The sequence below is a fragment of the Exiguobacterium sp. UBA1053 genome, from assembly GCF_002316465.1.
GTDB lineage: Bacteria > Bacillota > Bacilli > Exiguobacteriales > Exiguobacteriaceae > Exiguobacterium_A > Exiguobacterium_A abrahamii.
Map to the genome: position 1 here is coordinate 1123386 of NZ_DCDO01000013.1, position 15820 is coordinate 1139205.

At 48.2% G+C, this 15820-nt stretch carries 18 protein-coding genes and 3 tRNA genes; 6 read left to right on the forward strand and 15 right to left on the reverse strand.

Translation table 11 applies throughout. The features are described from left to right. Positions 1–117: 117 nt before the first annotated feature. The 6 genes from B3G15_RS13340 to B3G15_RS13365 form a co-directional block, all read right to left on the reverse strand. Positions 118–276 (reverse strand): hypothetical protein, encoded by a 159-nt coding sequence (locus tag B3G15_RS13340; protein ID WP_014971497.1) that lies wholly within the window; start codon positions 274–276, stop codon positions 118–120. 127 nt (positions 277–403) lie between these two features. After that, positions 404–4150 (reverse strand): S8 family serine peptidase, encoded by a 3747-nt coding sequence (locus tag B3G15_RS13345; protein ID WP_290721729.1) that lies wholly within the window; start codon positions 4148–4150, stop codon positions 404–406. A 224-nt stretch (positions 4151–4374) separates the two neighbouring features. Continuing rightward, a tRNA-Ala gene (locus tag B3G15_RS13350) sits at positions 4375–4450 on the reverse strand. Between the two features lie 105 nt (positions 4451–4555). Further along, positions 4556–5335, reverse strand: coding sequence for a twin-arginine translocase subunit TatC (tatC, locus tag B3G15_RS13355; RefSeq protein WP_029342824.1), 780 nt, complete (start codon positions 5333–5335; stop codon positions 4556–4558). A gap of 7 nt (positions 5336–5342) precedes the next feature. Then, positions 5343–5540: a twin-arginine translocase TatA/TatE family subunit gene (locus B3G15_RS13360; protein ID WP_029342825.1), complete on the reverse strand. Its 198-nt coding sequence runs from the start codon at positions 5538–5540 to the stop codon at positions 5343–5345. Beyond that, positions 5540–6199, reverse strand: a complete 660-nt coding sequence (locus tag B3G15_RS13365) for a redox-sensing transcriptional repressor Rex (protein WP_023469604.1) — start codon at positions 6197–6199, stop codon at positions 5540–5542. The genes B3G15_RS13360 and B3G15_RS13365 overlap by 1 nt, the downstream gene beginning before the upstream one ends. 167 nt (positions 6200–6366) lie before the next feature. On the opposite strand from B3G15_RS13365, the gene B3G15_RS13370 reads away from it, so the two are divergent. Beyond that, entirely contained in the window at positions 6367–8268 is a 1902-nt protein-coding gene (locus tag B3G15_RS13370) for an ATP-binding cassette domain-containing protein (RefSeq protein ID WP_290721731.1), read from the forward strand. Beyond that, on the forward strand, positions 8268–8690 hold the full coding sequence (locus B3G15_RS13375; RefSeq protein WP_029342827.1) for a hypothetical protein: 423 nt from the start codon (positions 8268–8270) through the stop codon (positions 8688–8690). Before B3G15_RS13370 ends, B3G15_RS13375 begins: the two co-directional genes overlap by 1 nt. A 146-nt stretch (positions 8691–8836) precedes the next feature. Here B3G15_RS13375 and B3G15_RS13380 read toward each other — a convergent pair whose 3' ends face one another. Together B3G15_RS13380 and B3G15_RS13385 are read right to left on the reverse strand one after the other, a co-directional pair. Next, positions 8837–9430: a flavin reductase family protein gene (locus B3G15_RS13380; RefSeq protein ID WP_064299192.1), complete on the reverse strand. Its 594-nt coding sequence runs from the start codon at positions 9428–9430 to the stop codon at positions 8837–8839. Between the two features lie 19 nt (positions 9431–9449). Then, entirely contained in the window at positions 9450–9848 is a 399-nt protein-coding gene (locus B3G15_RS13385; RefSeq protein WP_023469608.1) for a DoxX family protein, read from the reverse strand. 183 nt (positions 9849–10031) lie between these two features. Here B3G15_RS13385 and B3G15_RS13390 point away from each other — a divergent pair, with 183 nt between their 5' ends. The 3 genes from B3G15_RS13390 (at position 10032) to B3G15_RS13400 (ending at position 11641) form a co-directional block, all read left to right on the forward strand. Beyond that, the gene (locus B3G15_RS13390) at positions 10032–10352 is read left to right on the forward strand and encodes a winged helix-turn-helix transcriptional regulator (RefSeq protein ID WP_023469609.1); all 321 of its coding nucleotides are present in this window, start codon (positions 10032–10034) and stop codon (positions 10350–10352) included. A 105-nt stretch (positions 10353–10457) separates the two neighbouring features. Further along, entirely contained in the window at positions 10458–10913 is a 456-nt protein-coding gene (locus tag B3G15_RS13395) for a flavodoxin (RefSeq protein ID WP_290721734.1), read from the forward strand. Positions 10914–10981: 68 nt separating this feature from the next. Beyond that, positions 10982–11641, forward strand: coding sequence for a haloacid dehalogenase type II (locus B3G15_RS13400; protein WP_023469611.1), 660 nt, complete (start codon positions 10982–10984; stop codon positions 11639–11641). 47 nt (positions 11642–11688) lie between these two features. Here the strand turns inward: B3G15_RS13400 and B3G15_RS13405 are convergent, their stop codons facing one another. The 7 genes from B3G15_RS13405 to B3G15_RS13435 all read right to left on the reverse strand — a co-directional run bounded on the left by B3G15_RS13405 (position 11689) and on the right by B3G15_RS13435 (position 15145). Beyond that, positions 11689–12258 carry a hypothetical protein gene (locus tag B3G15_RS13405; RefSeq protein ID WP_058704191.1) on the reverse strand — a complete coding sequence of 190 codons (570 nt, stop codon included), beginning with the start codon at positions 12256–12258 and terminating at the stop codon, positions 11689–11691. 28 nt (positions 12259–12286) lie between these two features. Then, positions 12287–13294, reverse strand: coding sequence for a tRNA (adenosine(37)-N6)-threonylcarbamoyltransferase complex transferase subunit TsaD (tsaD, locus tag B3G15_RS13410; RefSeq protein ID WP_214859161.1), 1008 nt, complete (start codon positions 13292–13294; stop codon positions 12287–12289). Further along, positions 13291–13746 (reverse strand): ribosomal protein S18-alanine N-acetyltransferase, encoded by a 456-nt coding sequence (rimI, locus tag B3G15_RS13415; protein ID WP_023469614.1) that lies wholly within the window; start codon positions 13744–13746, stop codon positions 13291–13293. Before rimI ends, tsaD begins: the two co-directional genes overlap by 4 nt. Next, the gene (gene tsaB, locus B3G15_RS13420; protein ID WP_290721738.1) at positions 13739–14392 is read right to left on the reverse strand and encodes a tRNA (adenosine(37)-N6)-threonylcarbamoyltransferase complex dimerization subunit type 1 TsaB; all 654 of its coding nucleotides are present in this window, start codon (positions 14390–14392) and stop codon (positions 13739–13741) included. The genes rimI and tsaB overlap by 8 nt, the downstream gene beginning before the upstream one ends. Next, entirely contained in the window at positions 14389–14838 is a 450-nt protein-coding gene (gene tsaE, locus B3G15_RS13425; RefSeq protein WP_290721740.1) for a tRNA (adenosine(37)-N6)-threonylcarbamoyltransferase complex ATPase subunit type 1 TsaE, read from the reverse strand. The genes tsaB and tsaE overlap by 4 nt, the downstream gene beginning before the upstream one ends. 119 nt (positions 14839–14957) lie before the next feature. Beyond that, a tRNA-Met gene (locus tag B3G15_RS13430) sits at positions 14958–15034 on the reverse strand. Positions 15035–15068: 34 nt separating this feature from the next. Next, a tRNA-Met gene (locus B3G15_RS13435) sits at positions 15069–15145 on the reverse strand. A 129-nt stretch (positions 15146–15274) separates the two neighbouring features. Here B3G15_RS13435 and B3G15_RS13440 point away from each other — a divergent pair. After that, the gene (locus B3G15_RS13440) at positions 15275–15745 is read left to right on the forward strand and encodes an NUDIX hydrolase (protein ID WP_290721742.1); all 471 of its coding nucleotides are present in this window, start codon (positions 15275–15277) and stop codon (positions 15743–15745) included. Positions 15746–15820 lie beyond the last annotated feature (75 nt).

Here is a 15820-nt window from a genome sequence, read left to right on the forward strand (position 1 = left end):
TCATCCACCTCTCTATACTGTCATATACTTACATTTTACTAGATTGGTTTCATCTGTAGTACGATTTTCGAAAAAAAAGACGTCCTACCGCTTAGGGTAAGACGTTTTCCATGAAGACTACGCACTGACCTGAATGATCAGATAGATGACGCTATAGGCAACGATCGCGAGCGGTATCATCGCGACACCGATCAGCCAACCGTTTTTGTCGCGGATACCGAGATATAAGACGAGACACCCTACAATGAAGGCGATTAAGGTCGTGAACGGATTCATGGTTGTTCCCCCTCTGACTTGTTTCTGTTCTTAAAATTCCCCCTCTTCTCATCTCATAAACCCTTCAAGGCGCTTCGGCACGCAAGAAAAGCCAGACGGATTTCCGCCTGACTTCATCTTTTGTTCCTTATTTTTTCGTGATGACGACCGTTTTCGTAACAACGTGTCCACCGAGGTCCTTCAGTTTCAAGTTGTACGTGTTTTTCCCCTTCTTGAGCGTCACTTTTTTCGTGATTGTCTTTTTGAAGGCTTTCATCTCGTACGGCTCTTTGAACGCCCGGCGGTATTCCGCGCTACCGTTGAAGTCAAAGCGTAATTCGCTGTAGTTATCGCGAAGAACGATCTTCATCTCGGCTGTTTTTGTTTTGCTTGAAACGGTTTTTGGTGCAGTGACGCGAATCGTCGGTAATTCTGTGTCGATGATGACTTGACGACTGAACGCCACACGGTTTCCTTTACCATCATACGCTTCGACCTTGAATGACTTGACGCCATCCGTCGTGTACGTCACGTCGTGGCTGAAGGCATAGTTTTGCTGGGCTGCATCGAAACGCAATTTAACGGATTTTCCGTTGATTTTGAACGATTTGATGCCTGATTCATCAGAGACGTGACCTGCGATGTTGATGACTTTTGATGTCGCAAGACCAAGTGCGACCGGTGTATCGATTTGAACGTTCGGTACCGCTTTATCGACACCTGTCGTGTTGACGTCTTTTTTCACACTGTTTCCTGCATAATCCTTCACGACGAAGGCAATCTTCGCGCGCTCTGGAAGATCCGTCAACGTGTACGCTTTTTCTGTTGCAGCAAGCGGCTGTTTCAAGACACTCTTACCATTGACGAGGATATCGTATGACGCGACACCTGTTCCTTGGTCACCTGCTGTCCATGAGAGCGTTGATTTCGACGCATCCCATTTCACGGTTGCGGCTGGTTTTTTCGTATCGACATAGACTGGGAAGAGGTTCGACTGCCATTTTGCATTCGGATAATCGATCACGGATTTGACTTTATAGTAGTAAAGACCATCCTTGACCGGTTTCCCGTTGATCGTTCCGTCCCAAGCAGCGCTTGTGACTGGTGTGTATCCGTCCTCTGAACCACTATCATAGTAGTTCTTGACGACGTCCGTTTGCGTATCGAGCTTCTGAAGCGTTGCTTTGTTGCGGTCAAGAATCGAGTACTCGACTTTTTTCGCATTACGGAGGAACGAGATGATCGGGAAGGCTTCATCTGCGCTACCATCGTTGTTTGGTGAGAACGAGACTTTGTTCGCGACGACATCGCCAGCAGCGTTTGCGCCGAGGAATTCGAAGTTATCCTTCACTTCTGTCGCTAGACCTGTCAAACCATAGAACGTGTTGTCTTCATCGTACAATGGTGCGTCTAGAATCGGAGCTTGATCCCATTTCCCTTTGAAGCCAACGTAAGGAACGGTCAATTCTGGATTCTTACTCTTCGTATCGATCAAACGGACGAATCCTTCGACGAAGTAGCCGTTCTCAAAGACTTGTTCGAGCGGAAGTTCGTTTGCCCAGTCCGTTGTATCCTTTAGATCGACCGATACACTGACTTTCGTTGAACTCTTCGGATTAATCGAGACCGAGCTTGCTTTCTTCGAGCCCACTGCGAATGAGATCGGATATGTGCCCTTGTTCGCGTCCACCGTACCGATCGTTCCCTTTTTAAAGATGCCGTTTGCTTCGAGGAAGTTTGATCCTTCTGCACCGAGATCTGATTGAACCGTTCCGGCTAACTTATATGTCACTTTTTCACTGCTGTAGTTTTTCAAATCAAGTGTGAACGTGAACTTCTCGCCGACTTCCTTCAAGGATGCCTTACCTTCACCTGACTTCGTCTCTGTGACGACGACTGGTGTCTTCATGGCAGCACGAAGATCCATCAATCCAGCTCCCTCACGACGTGGGGAGTAGAAGTTGCCTGTTTTTAGCTGCGCATTGTATTTTCCTTGATCGAGTTGCGGACGCGACGTGTTCATCAAGATGTTCTTCGCGAGTTTGACGCGTGTCGCACCATCGACTTTGAAGTCCTTCGCGATTCGTTGCATGACGAGTGCCGTTCCACCAGCGACGTGTGGTGCCGCCATCGATGTCCCACTCATGACACCATACTCGTTATCGTTGAGCGTCGAGTAGATTTTTCCACCTGGTGCCGTGATTTCTGGCTTGAAGTCAAGGCTTGGTGTGACACCCCAAGACGTGAAGTCAGACATTTGTCCTGCGACCGGGTTATCGGCTGAGACTGCTTTTCCGTCGAACGTGACAGCGATTGCCTTGCCCTCTTTTGCTTTTGCTTCAAGATCGTTTCCGTCTGCGATGCTGAGTGTGACGAGTGGAATCGTCGGATTGTTGAGCGCCATGCTGACGTAATCCCCATGATCGACTCGACCGCGGACGATGACACCTGCTGCCCCTTGCTTCTCAGCTTCTGCTTGGATCATACCGTAGTTGAAACCACCGTTACGCACGACGAAGACGACTTTCCCTTTGACGTCTTTACCTTCGTAGTTCGAAGCTTGACCGTCACCGACATAGACGACATCCTTCTTCTCTTTATCGAAGACAGCAATCGGATTCGGTGAATCTTGTTTTTGGTATGCCAAATAACCAGCATCCTGACCGTCGATCGTCAGTGCCATGCCTTCGAGTGTCAATTTCGTATTTTCGAGTGATGCGACTTGGAGTGCTTGGCTCGTTAAACCTGGTGCACCGACGACACCGATATCCGGGTTCGCTGTGTACGGATTACCTGCACCATGACCTGCGAATGCCGAGTTACCAGCAGAAATCGCACACAAGATGCCGTTGTTCATCGCGTTGACGATTGCGCGTTGTTCTGGATCATCTGCATTGACGAACGATGCCGTCGATCCGAGACTCATGTTGATGACATCGGCTCCGAGTGCAATCGCATCATCGATCGCTTTAATGTAGATATCGCTGAATGTCGATGGCATTCCTGGATCGTTTCCGAAGACTTTCATCGCGAGGAGTTGTGTTTCCGGAGCGACCCCTTTGATACCACCGTTTGCTTCATCGCCGTTTGCTCCGACCGTACCCGCGACGTGCATCCCGTGCATCGATGCGCCCGCACCTAAATCACGGATTTCGCTATCGTGATCGGCATAGTTATAGCCGTACGGTACTTTTTCCGTGAAGTACTTTCCTTTTAAGCCTTTTGTTTCTTTCGCACTATCGACTTTCGAAGAAGTCAAATCAATCTTCGTCTCTGGGCTCAAGACCATGTCCTTATGCGATGGATCGATTCCCGTATCGATGACGGCAACGATTGTTCCTTCCCCTTTAAAACCATAGTCCTGCCATGTTTCCTTCGCATTGACCATGTCCTTGCTGTACAGCATGTCTGGCTTTGCACCTTTAGCAACTTCCGGACGCGCATACTCATGGGCGATATGTACGCTCTTGACTCCGCTCAGTTGTTTAATGTCTTCGATGTCCCCGAACTTGACTTCACCACTGAATCCGTTGATGACGGTTGTGAAGCTTTCCTTATATGTAACGGGAATCGCCTTTTTAGCGATGGCTGACTTGACTGATTTTTGGACGTTGACGAGGCGATCTTTGATCGACTCTTTTTCGGCATTGCTCAATGTGCTATACCGCTTGTTTTGAGCTTGTGCGATTTGAATCGCCGGCTTCTCTTCCATCTCGATGACGACACGGACTTTATCCGATTGTTTGTAGTGCTTCTCTTGCCCCGATTTCTTCAGCGAGAGCGCTTGCGGTTTTTGACCCGTTGCTTTGTCTTGCGACGACAGTGCACCTTGCGCACTGACTAGATTGGAAGACGTCATTAAGACGGCTGCCATAAGTGCAATTTTCTTCTTCATGCGTTCGTTTTCCCCTTTTCTGTAAAACCATAGTAGTACTACTAATAAAACAGTTAAACGAAAATTCTGTATATTTAGTTTAATGAATTTAATGGAAATAAACAATTTATATTTGCCTATTTTTTTAATTTATTTGTTTTACATGACATTTTATATTTTTAAGGAATTTAACTGGGAGAAAAATAAAAACTCCTCGACGCCTCGAGGAGTTGGATATTTGGTATTGGTGGAGACTATCGGGATCGAACCGACGACCTTTTGGCTGCCAGCCAAACGCTCTCCCAGCTGAGCTAAGCCCCCATGAATTATCTTTAGTATACGTATCACTAACTGCTTTATCAATATAAAAATAACGCTTTCATAAAAAAGAATTCCTTCCAAAAATCGTTGGAAGGAATTCACGATTCATTTATTCAATTCACGCATCAAATCCGCCTGTCGTTCAAGCTCTGCCTGTTGCTCGAGGATCAAGACTTTTTTGTACGTTCGCGCAGAAATCAAGATGCTGATCTCATAGAGAACGAACAATGGAACCGAGATCATCAAGTGTGACGTCACGTCCGGCGGTGCGATCAATGCCGCAACGACGAACAGCGCAAAGTACGCATATTTCCGATTCTTTCGCATGAAATATGGCGTCACGAGACCCAGACGTGTCAGGAACATCGTCACGACCGGCAATTGGAAAAGAAGACCGAACGGCATCGTCAACCGGATTAAGAAACTGAAGTAGTTCTCCACTCCGATGACTTGTTCGATTCCGAGCTCTTTCCCGAGATCCGTTGAGACTTCAAGCAAGAAGGGAAGCAACCAGAAATACGAGAAGGCTACGCCAGCCAAAAACAGAAAGAAGATGACCGGAATATACGTCAATGTCGCTTTTTGCTCCTTGTCATAAAGTCCTGGTCGGACGAATGCCCAGAGTTGATACATCCAGAACGGTGACGCTAAAATCAGCGCAATAATGAACGCAAGATTCAAATACAACATTAAAGGATCGGCGACGTTGAAGGCATTCAAACCGATACCGAGCTCTTTTAAGTCTGCTTGCAAGAAGCGGACGAGCGGTCGGACGAGCGGAAATGCGACAGCGAACAGGACGACGACGATGATAAGCGACCAGACGATCCGCTTTCGGAGTTCGTCAAGGTGCGACGTCATGCTTTGCTCTTGATCAACCGTCATGATTCAATCACTTCTCTTTCGGTTCGTCCTTTTTATCGTCGTCCATGATGCCGTTCGTGGCATTCTTGAACTCTTTCAATGTCTGACCTGCAGCACGTCCGAATTCTGGTAACTTCTTCGGTCCAAAGATGATCAACGCGACGACCGCGATTAATCCGATGCTCGCAGGTCCGATACCTAGTGTGAGCGGAATAAGGTTTTCCATTATGATTTCACTCCTTCAGCTGATTGCGAATAATGCTTCATGAAATAAACTAACGACTGCAACTCGATCGATAAATCAATGTGATGGACCCGGACGCTCGCTGGCACGTTCAACCGTGCAGGCGTAAAGTTCAGGATGCCTGTCACACCATACTCGACTAACTCATCCGCTACTGACTGCGCGAACTGGGATGGAACCGTCAAGATGGCAACATCGACCTGATTCGCTTCGATTTGTTCTTTCATGTCCGAAACATGATAGATTGGAACGTCATGCGTCGTTGTTCCGACCTTCTCTTCGTCCGCATCAAACGCAACGACTATCCGAGTACTATTATTCTTTAAAAAGTTATAATTTGCAAACGCTGTTCCGAGATGACCGACCCCGATTAAGGCAACATTCGTCACCTCATCTTGATTCAAGGTTTTGCGGAAAAACGTTAAGAGATGTTGAACGTTGTATCCATACCCCTTCTTCCCTAATGCCCCAAAGTAGGAAAAATCGCGACGAATCGTTGCTGAATCAACCTTCACCGCCTCGCTTAACTCAGCAGAAGAGACGCGGAGCTTGCCTGAATTGTATAAACTTTGGATGAAGCGATAATATAGCGGCAACCGTTTTGCTGTCGCTTGTGGAATTTTTGTGTCTGGTCCATTCATCCTGCAGTTCCCCCTTCGGCCACATCCATCGTGGCACCCAAATCTTTGCAAAAAGCTTTCTACTCTCCTTGATTGTAAACCACTTCACATAGAGTCACAAATAATATATTCCGCAGGACCTCGCGCTTTTGTTCGTGATAGACTAAAGGGTGGAAGGATGGATGGAAATGATACTCTTACAAGTCAACCAACTCTCGAAATCATTCGGCGTCGAGCCGATTTTAGAAAATATCAAATTGGAAGTACAAGAGCGCGACCGCATTGCGCTCGTCGGACGAAACGGTGCCGGTAAATCGACCTTGCTCAAAATCATTGCTGGCGAACTCAGTCATGACTCAGGTGACATCATGAAAGGCAAGGATGTCAAAATCGGTTATCTCGCGCAGGACAGTGGTCTTGAATCGAACGAGACGATCTGGAACGAGATGCTGACCGTCTTCGAACATCTTCAGGAACAAGAACGAACACTGCGCCGGATGGAAATTGAAATGGGTATGGAGCATATCTTGAACGACCCGGTCGCGTACGATCGTCTCCTGAAGACGTATGATCAAGCGCAACACGACTTCTCAGAAGCGGGTGGTTATCAGTTCGAAGCAAATATCCGCTCCGTCCTGCACGGTATGCGCTTTTATCCGGATGATTATTCGCGCCGGATTCAGACATTATCCGGTGGTCAACGGACACGGCTTGCCTTAGCGAAGATGCTCTTACAAGCACCAGAGCTTCTCATTCTCGATGAGCCGACCAACCACCTCGATATCGATACGCTCGCGTGGCTCGAAAGTTACCTCGGTGGTTATCGTGGTGCCGTCCTGATCGTCTCGCACGACCGGTACTTCCTCGACCAAGTCGTCAATGTCGTCTACGAACTGTCGCGCAATGTCTGTCGTAAGTTCACGGGGAACTATACGAAGTACTTGGAGCAAAAAGCGGCCTTATACGATCAGGAAATGAAGCAGTTTGAACAGCAGCAAGAAGAAATCGCGAAGATGCAGGACTTCATTCAACGGAACATCGCCCGGGCGACGACGACAAAACGTGCCCAAAGTGTCCGGAAACGGCTCGAAAAGGTCGACCGACTCGATCGTCCAGATGGAGATGAGCGTAGCACGGTCCTGTCCTTCCCGATTGAAAAACAGAGCGGGAATGACGTTCTGCAAGTCAATCAACTGGCGATCGGTTACGAAGAAGCTGTCTCAAAAGACATCACCTTCCGCTTGCAACGCGGTGAATCACTGGCACTCGTCGGACCGAACGGAATCGGAAAGTCGACGCTTCTAAAAGTCCTCGTCGGTCGCTTACGCCCCCTCTTCGGTGATTTCCGTTTCGGAACCGGCGTCTCGATCGGCTATTACGATCAAGAGCAGGCGGAACTCAATGACCGGAACCGTGTCATCGATGAGATTTGGAACGAATGGCCACTGATGCGTGAACAAGAAGTTCGGTCTGTCCTCGGGCAATTCCTATTTAGCGGTGACGATGTTTTCAAGATCGTCCATGAGTTATCCGGTGGCGAACGCGGACGTCTCGCGCTCGCGAAACTGAAACTCCGGAAGACGAACGTCCTCGTCCTCGATGAGCCGACGAACCACTTGGATCTGGATTCGAAGATGGTCCTCGAAAATGCGCTCGTCGACTACGAAGGGACATTGCTATTCGTCTCTCACGACCGTTACTTCATCGACCGGATCGCGACCCGCGTCATCGAGATGAGTGAAGCCGGCGTGACGGAATACCTCGGTGATTATTCGTACTACACGGAGAAGAAAGCGGAGCAAGAAGAGATTGCGCGTCTTGAAGCAGAGGAAGCAAAAGCCGCAAAAGTCACTGCGTCGAAGACGATCGACAAGGAAGCACAGAAAGAAGAACGCAAGCGCCGTCAGCAAATCGAACAGCTCGAACAAGACATTGAGCGGCTCGAACAGCGTTCGGCAGAAATCGAACAATTACTCTGTGAACCGGAAATCTTCAATGATATTCCGAAAGCGACAGCTCTTTCAGCAGAACGTGACCAAATTGATGTCGATCTACTCGAATTGATGGAACGATGGGAGAACCAACACTGATGCGGACGAAAAGCTTTTTCATCAACTTGATTCAAGGACTGCTATCCGGCATCCTTTATTTCGTACCGATGTATGCGGACTATGTGTCCACCTTCATCCGGCCAGATGCTTTTAATGCCGCGCTTCCTTTGTTCCTCCTGATTTCTTGTATGATCGGTCTCGTCATCCAGACATGGAGCGGTCTTTTCGTCAGTTTACTTTCGGGATTATGCTGTACGCTCCTGACGACACAGCTATTCGTCGAACTCACTGACCCGTTGATCTTATCGTATTACGGTAGTGTCTCACCGCTCACCGCTTTCTTGATCAGCTGTGTCGGCATTTGGGCACTCGCGATCGTCTTTTATTTGCTCGATGGCTATCAGTACAGTAAACGTCATGGTCTTGAAGCCTCTTCAAACGAAATCGATCCGCAACCTTGAAGTCCTATCGCTTAATCAGATGAACGACATGAGAAAAAGGAGTGGAGATTCCGGTAGCTAGACCGGTCTCTCCACTCCTTTTCGTTTGAATCGAAACGTTCCTCGTCGAAATGGATCGTACGATGCATCAGGCATTCACACTTCTATCATTTTGTCGGTCGGGCAATCGTAAACGTCTTCCCGATCGTCGCATAATCATTCCCTGCTAAACGAGCGACAGCCTTCAATCCTGCTGCGTCAATCCGGAACGAATCGACGAGTTCATCCGCGACGTGATAACGCAGTACTTCCCCAATCAGAAGATCGGCACCTTCTAGCTCGACGTGTTGCGTCAAGCGCATCTCGAAGCGGATTTTCGCTTCGGCGATTCCGGGTACTTCGATCGCGTCACTATCGACGAGCGTCAAATCCGTCCGTTCGAGCTCACTTTCACCATAAGCAAGTGGCGCTGCTGTCTCATTGACTGCGTCGACGATCTCTTCGCTGACGATATGGATGACATAACTTTGTTTCGCCAAGATGTTACGTGCCGTATCCTTCTGACCCTGATCCGTCCGTTGTACGGCAATCACCAGTTGTGGCGGACTGCTTGATGCGACCGTAAAGAAGGAAAAGGGTGCGGCGTTGACCGTCCCGTCTTCTCCTTGCGTTGTCACGAAAGCAATCGGACGCGGAATGATGCTTCCGATCAGTAATTTATAATTGTCTTTTGCGCTAAGCGTTGATGCCTCGAACTTCATGAATGACCCACCTTTTTCTTCACCCGATGAGTGCAGCGAGTGAATAGTCTCCAGCACCGATCATCGCTACACCAAGCGCGATGACGATCAATGCCATGTTGTATTCGTACCCGTTCTGCGTCACCCAGTAACCATTCGCACCGTGTACTTTAACGATCGCGACAAGCATCGATCCGATGATGAGGAGTGCTGCGATCCAGAGGAATACGCCTCCTGCAAACAACAAGCCGCCGATCAATTCAGCAAGACCTGCTGTAATCGCGAGTGCCTTCCCTGGCTTCATGCCGATTGATTCGAACCAACCGCCTGTTCCAGCGATTCCGTGTCCGCCGAACCAACCAAATAATTTTTGTGTCCCGTGTGCAGCGAACGTTAAGCCGATGATTAAACGAATAATTAAAAGTCCTGTATCCATCATTTCTCTCTTCTCCTTTTACCTAATGTATTTTAGTTACTTTAAGTAACTCAATAAACAGACTATATCTTATCACTTACTAAAAGTAAATAGATTTGTTTTAGTTCAAGACGTTACATTAAGTAAAATGATTCGATTTTTTTAGCAGAAGCGGGTATACTACAACTATAGAAAGGATGAGTGCTGATGGAAGAAGTCGCAATCCAACCGGCTCTTTGTCCCAAAGTCGAACATGCCTTTGAAATCTTAGGTAAGAAATGGACGGGTCTGATCTTACGTCACTTGTTGACGAAGACATGTCGTTTCAATGAGATTCAAGATGCCATTCCCGAATTATCAGGTCGTATGCTCACGGAACGTATGAAGGAGCTCGAAGCGGAAGGCATCGTCATCCGGACTGTCATTCCCGATCGTCCGATTAAGATTCAATACAGTTTGACCGACAAAGGGCGCCAACTCGAACCGGTCATTCGTTCCATTGAGGAATGGGCCGAACTACAAGACTAATGTATAGAAAAGCATCTTCTTTGGAAGGTGCTTTTTTATATGTCCTTTGACATTGATAATCATTATCAATTAAAGTAGAGAAGTACAGTGAAAGGAGGAAGATACATGCATATCGCGATTGGATTCGTCAGCATGTCCGGGAATACGGAAGATATCGTCTCGCTCATTCAACATGAACTCGAGCAACACGATGTCACCGTGACAATCACGGAACTAGATCAATTCGTCGGGGAGGATCTATCACGTTTTGATGGTCTATTACTCGGCTCATATACATGGGGAGACGGTGATTTACCATATGAAGCAGAAGATTTTGTCGAGGAGCTCCGGGAACAATCCTTACAAGGGATACCGGCGGCGGCTTTTGGTTCGGGGGATCTTGATTATCCGAAGTACTGCGCAGCCGTTGATTTGATTGAAGACGCATTAAAAGAAGCTGGGGCGACCCTCGTCACGGATGGCTTGAAGATTGAGTTTGATCCGAATACCCCGGAGAAACAAGCCGCTTGTCGTGCGTTCGCGCAAACGTTTCATCGCTTTTTACAACAGGTTCATTCTTGAGTGTCGTTTGAATCCGTACTGTAAGGGAATCGTTAAAGCAGACTCTATGAAAGTGAGATGAATGTTTTATGACGATTCAAGCACTCGTCTTTGACGTCTACGGTACATTATTCGATGTCCATTCCGTCAAAGAACAAGCCGAAGCGCTTTATCCGGATCACGGAGAAGCGATCAGCAAACGCTGGCGGGAGAAACAATTGGAGTACTCTTTCCTCCGGCAATTGAACGGACAGTATGTGCCGTTCAGCCAAGTGACACAAGATGCCCTCCGCTATACGTTACTTGAACTAAAGCTCCATGTGACCGAGGAACAAATCACGACGTTAATGGAGACGTACCTGACGCTTGATGTATATCCTGAAGTCAGCTCCGTTCTCGAGACGATGGCGGACAAGCGTCTGGTCGTCTTCTCGAATGGTTCCCATGATATGCTCGATCCGCTGATTGAGCAGTCAGGCTTAGCCGATCGGTTCGAACATCTCGTCAGTGTCGATGATATCAAACAGTATAAGCCAGCACCTGCATCCTATATGCATGCCTTAAACACGCTCGGTCTAAAACGCGAGGAGATCCTCTTCATGTCCTCGAACGGTTGGGATATCACCGGGGCGAAGAGTTTCGGCTTCAAAACGGCATGGATCAATCGAAATGGACTTCCGGTCGAGGAATTGAATCTCGATCCCGATCGCATCTATGATGACTTGACGGGTATCACTGAATGGCAATGAACGAACAACAGCGGACTCCTATTTAGGAATCCGCTGTTTTCATGGATTTAGTAATTAGACAAACGTGAGTAACCCTTCTTGAATAGATCGAGTTTCAGACCGCCTTCTTTTTCGATGAAGAAGAGGTATTCGTTTTGATCCGTATCCTTATAGAAGACCTTAAATAACGTCAACGTCCGTTTTTTATTGTTCTCGACAGCCGTCACCTCATGCTTTGAGATGACCTCGGCTTGGACTTGTTCTGCATCCATCTTTTGAATCATTGGTTCGAATGACTTCTTTTCTTGATCCGTCACTGGTGTTCCGGAAGCAATCATGAAATAATCATCACTCGCCTTGTTCGTTAAACCATACTTCCGATCGACGATGACGACGTTACTGAGCTTACCATTGACTGTCTGATCAAAAGCATATAACTTTTGAATCCGGGTCTTTTCCCCTTCTGCTCGTCCGATTTCGTAAAGTGGACGTTGTTTCGTATTCGTCTCGACCGCTTTTTTATCGGGTACGAGTTCTTCCTTATAGGCGACTTGGTATGCGTTGACGATTTCTCGGATCTGAAGTCCGATCGCGACGATGACCAGTACCGCTAACAATGCGATGATGACTTTTTTCATTCCATTTCCCCCAAGTTGTTCGGATTCCTTACTTTAAATCTAGCCCAGGTTCTGCGTTCATGGCAAGTGTCGAATAGCGTAACGCGCGATACGGATGAATCGCAGCCGCTCCGATCATCGCTGCATTGTCTCCACACAGGTGCATCGGCGGAATGACGAGATCGATTCCTTCCTTCGCACACGCTGCTTCGAGACCTTGGCGTAATCCTTTGTTGGCAGCCACGCCACCAGCTAGCAGTAATTGACGTCCCCCTTTATCCTTCACGGCACGGACCGCCTTCGTCACGAGTACCTCGACGACGCTCGCTTGGAAACTCGCGGCTAAATCTTCCGGAATGATCGTTTCCCCACGTTGTTCGGCGTTATGCACGGCATTGATGACTGCTGACTTCAAACCGCTGAAGCTAAAGTCATACGAATCCTTTTCGAGCCAGACACGTGGAAAATGGAACGTATCCTGACCGGTCTGTGCCAATTGGTCGATTCGTGGACCACCTGGATACGGTAACTTCAACGTTCGAGCAACTTTATCATATGCTTCCCCGGCGGCATCATCCCGTGTTTCACCAATGACTTCGTATACACCGTCTTCCGGCATGTAGATCAGTTCCGTATGTCCACCTGATGCAATCAAACAGACGAGTGGGAACTCAAGCTCTTGCACGAGACGATTCGCATAGATATGACCTGCGATATGATGAACACCGATCAATGGTTTATTGTGCGCAAAGGCGAGTGCCTTCGCTGCGCTGACACCAACGAGCAGTGCTCCGACCAGTCCAGGTCCTTCCGTAACGGCGATCGCATCGATATCGTCGATCGTGACGTTCGCTTCCGTCAAGGCGTCATCAATGACGTATGTGATCCGTTCAACGTGATGCCGTGAAGCCACTTCAGGCACGACGCCACCGAATCGTTTATGACTTTCGATTTGAGACGAGACGACGTTCGATAAGACGTCGGTTCCTCCACGGACGACGGCAGCCGCCGTTTCGTCGCAACTCGATTCGATTGCTAGAATCAATGGTTGTGTCATAGGTCTTCTCCCTCCAGCTCCAGCCAGTAGATGGCAGCATCTTCATTGTTATCTTGATAATATCGTTTTCGGACACCGACATACTGAAATCCGAGTTTTTCATATAAAGTCCGCGCTGGTGTGTTCGAGACACGTACTTCGAGCGTCATCGCCCGCAAATCAAGCGCACGACCGACGGCGATCAATGCCGTTAGCAGATCTTCTCCGAGTCCTTGTCCGCGATGCGACTGCTTGACGGCAATATTCGTAATATGTCCTTCATCCGCAATATGCCACAGACCAGCAAACCCGACGATACCATCTTGATCGGCAACGACATAATAGGCATTCGGATTTTGTGTCATTTCCGCTTCGAAGGCATCTAGCGTCCACGGCGTCGCAAACGATTCGAGTTCAACCGCATGAACACCTGCAGCGTCCTGTACGGTCATCCGACGAATGCCCTTACTCATGACCCTGTGCCTCGATCCATTTCGCCTCTGCTTCAGCTAGACGCAGGTATCGTGGTTCGAACGCATGCGCTTCGACCGTCTGGCGTGTTGCACCGAGTAAAGCGAGTACGCCGGCACGTGGCGTCCGGAAAGCAGGAGCCGTCTTTTCAAATGGCTGAAGAATCTCTTCGAACGCATCGACGTCTCCTGTGACGAGCGTATCTGGCGGTAACGTCTTCACAAAAGAAGCGATCTCGACATGCTGTTCTTCACCAATTCGTTTCCCGGCGTCGTACACTCCGACAAACCCTGCTCCACGCCGCGCATCTTGAATTGCTGCGACACGTCCCGTATGACCTGTCGAAGCCGCCATCAGTTCAAGTGTCGAGATGGCAACAAGCTCGATGCCCAGTGTATACGCGAGTGTCTTCGCTGTCGTCGCTCCAATCCGTAATCCGGTATAAGAACCAGGACCGTCAGCAACGACGACACGTGTCAGTTGAGCCGGTGTCCATTTTGCTTCCACCATCAAGCGCTCAAGCAACGGCATGAGTTTCGTCGCATGATTCAAAGACGTGACATAAGAAGCTTCTGCTAAAATCTGTTTCCCGTCTGAAAGAGCGACCGATAATTGTTTTGTCGATGTATCAATAGCTACGATTTTCATGATTTCAATCCCTCACATAATGTAATGTATCGTTCTCCGATCGGCGTCAGCTCAAAACGACGGCTATCATCACCCGTTCGCGTAATCGTGATTGCCAACCGTTCAGGGGGAAGACTGTCTGCAATCAATTCAGACCACTCGACGACAGCGACGCCTTCACCGTTCAAATATTCTTCAAGTCCGATATCATCACCGGAACCTTCCAGGCGATAGACATCCATATGATAAAGAGCAAGACGTCCCGTATAGACTTTCATGATCGTAAAGGTAGGGCTGTTGACGTGGCGCGTCACACCTAACCCTTTCGCAAAGCTTTGCGTAAAGGTCGTTTTCCCAGCACCTAAATCCCCATCAAGCGTAATGACCATCCCTGCTTCTGCACGTCGTCCGAGTTCAAGGGCCAAGGCAGTCGTTTCTTCCAAGCTGTTCATTTCCAGTTCTATCATACGATGTCTCCTCCTTTAATACGTACTGTTCGTCCTTCTCTATTGTACCGAACGAAAAAGGCAAAAAAAAATACGAAACGCTGAACGTTTCGTAGTAAAGTTGAAGTTAAGTTTAAAATTGGTTGCGGGGGCCGGATTTGAACCGACGACCTTTGGGTTATGAGCCCAACGAGCTACCAGACTGCTCCACCCCGCGACGATAAACGTTTCGGATTTGATTATTTAAAAATTGGTTGCGGGGGCCGGATTTGAACCGACGACCTTTGGGTTATGAGCCCAACGAGCTACCAGACTGCTCCACCCCGCGATGATATAACGTTTCGACAGATATTAATATAACATGCGTCTTTTAAATTGGCAAGTCTTTTTGCCTTATTTCTTTTTACTAACTGTCATAATGAATATTCTTCTATACTGATACGAAAGGAGTGAGCAGATGGGATACTTATTAAATTTACGAAAGATCGTAGGCAACCGACCGTTGATCAGCGTGGGGGCGACCGTACTCGTCATGAATTCACAACATGAACTGCTATTTCAATATCGTTCGGATACACACAGTTGGGGACTCCCCGGTGGTTCGATGGAACCAGGTGAGACACTTGAAGAAGTTGCGATGCGTGAGTTGCAGGAAGAAACCGGACTTCAAGCACGCAGCGTTCAGCTGCTAGACGTCTTCTCGGGTCCTGATTACTTCTTCCGTTATCCAAATGGCGATCAAACCTACAGTGTGATCCATCTCTTTCAAGCAAAAGACGTATCGGGTACCTTACAAATGACGGACGGAGAGAGTCTCGACTTACAGTATTTCTCCCTGAATCAATTACCAACACCTCTTGAAGCACGTGCTGCAGCGCTCTTACGCCAAGTCACGCCTCGTCTTCTTAGCACAACCCCTTCTTTTTAATCTAGATGCTTCGCTTAAACTGACGTGATGGCGGAAGGATTACACAAAAAGACCCACCTGCAATCTACAGCTCGG

What these genes read in the sequence shown, in the direction of transcription:
- B3G15_RS13395 (WP_290721734.1), top strand. Translation starts at nt 10,458, where the DNA reads ATGCATATCGCGATTGGATTCGTCAGCATGTCCGGGAATACGGAAGAT.
- B3G15_RS13365 (WP_023469604.1), bottom strand. Translation starts at nt 6,199, where the DNA reads ATGAATGGACCAGACACAAAAATTCCACAAGCGACAGCAAAACGGTTG.
- B3G15_RS13405 (WP_058704191.1), bottom strand. Translation starts at nt 12,258, where the DNA reads ATGAAAAAAGTCATCATCGCATTGTTAGCGGTACTGGTCATCGTCGCG.
- B3G15_RS13345 (WP_290721729.1), bottom strand. Translation starts at nt 4,150, where the DNA reads ATGAAGAAGAAAATTGCACTTATGGCAGCCGTCTTAATGACGTCTTCC.
- rimI (WP_023469614.1), bottom strand. Translation starts at nt 13,746, where the DNA reads ATGAGTAAGGGCATTCGTCGGATGACCGTACAGGACGCTGCAGGTGTT.
- B3G15_RS13380 (WP_064299192.1), bottom strand. Translation starts at nt 9,430, where the DNA reads ATGAAGTTCGAGGCATCAACGCTTAGCGCAAAAGACAATTATAAATTA.
- B3G15_RS13390 (WP_023469609.1), top strand. Translation starts at nt 10,032, where the DNA reads ATGGAAGAAGTCGCAATCCAACCGGCTCTTTGTCCCAAAGTCGAACAT.
- tsaB (WP_290721738.1), bottom strand. Translation starts at nt 14,392, where the DNA reads ATGAAAATCGTAGCTATTGATACATCGACAAAACAATTATCGGTCGCT.
- B3G15_RS13400 (WP_023469611.1), top strand. Translation starts at nt 10,982, where the DNA reads ATGACGATTCAAGCACTCGTCTTTGACGTCTACGGTACATTATTCGAT.
- B3G15_RS13370 (WP_290721731.1), top strand. Translation starts at nt 6,367, where the DNA reads ATGATACTCTTACAAGTCAACCAACTCTCGAAATCATTCGGCGTCGAG.
- tsaE (WP_290721740.1), bottom strand. Translation starts at nt 14,838, where the DNA reads ATGATAGAACTGGAAATGAACAGCTTGGAAGAAACGACTGCCTTGGCC.
- B3G15_RS13360 (WP_029342825.1), bottom strand. Translation starts at nt 5,540, where the DNA reads ATGGAAAACCTTATTCCGCTCACACTAGGTATCGGACCTGCGAGCATC.
- B3G15_RS13385 (WP_023469608.1), bottom strand. Translation starts at nt 9,848, where the DNA reads ATGATGGATACAGGACTTTTAATTATTCGTTTAATCATCGGCTTAACG.
- B3G15_RS13340 (WP_014971497.1), bottom strand. Translation starts at nt 276, where the DNA reads ATGAATCCGTTCACGACCTTAATCGCCTTCATTGTAGGGTGTCTCGTC.
- tsaD (WP_214859161.1), bottom strand. Translation starts at nt 13,294, where the DNA reads ATGACACAACCATTGATTCTAGCAATCGAATCGAGTTGCGACGAAACG.
- tatC (WP_029342824.1), bottom strand. Translation starts at nt 5,335, where the DNA reads ATGACGGTTGATCAAGAGCAAAGCATGACGTCGCACCTTGACGAACTC.
- B3G15_RS13375 (WP_029342827.1), top strand. Translation starts at nt 8,268, where the DNA reads ATGCGGACGAAAAGCTTTTTCATCAACTTGATTCAAGGACTGCTATCC.
- B3G15_RS13440 (WP_290721742.1), top strand. Translation starts at nt 15,275, where the DNA reads ATGGGATACTTATTAAATTTACGAAAGATCGTAGGCAACCGACCGTTG.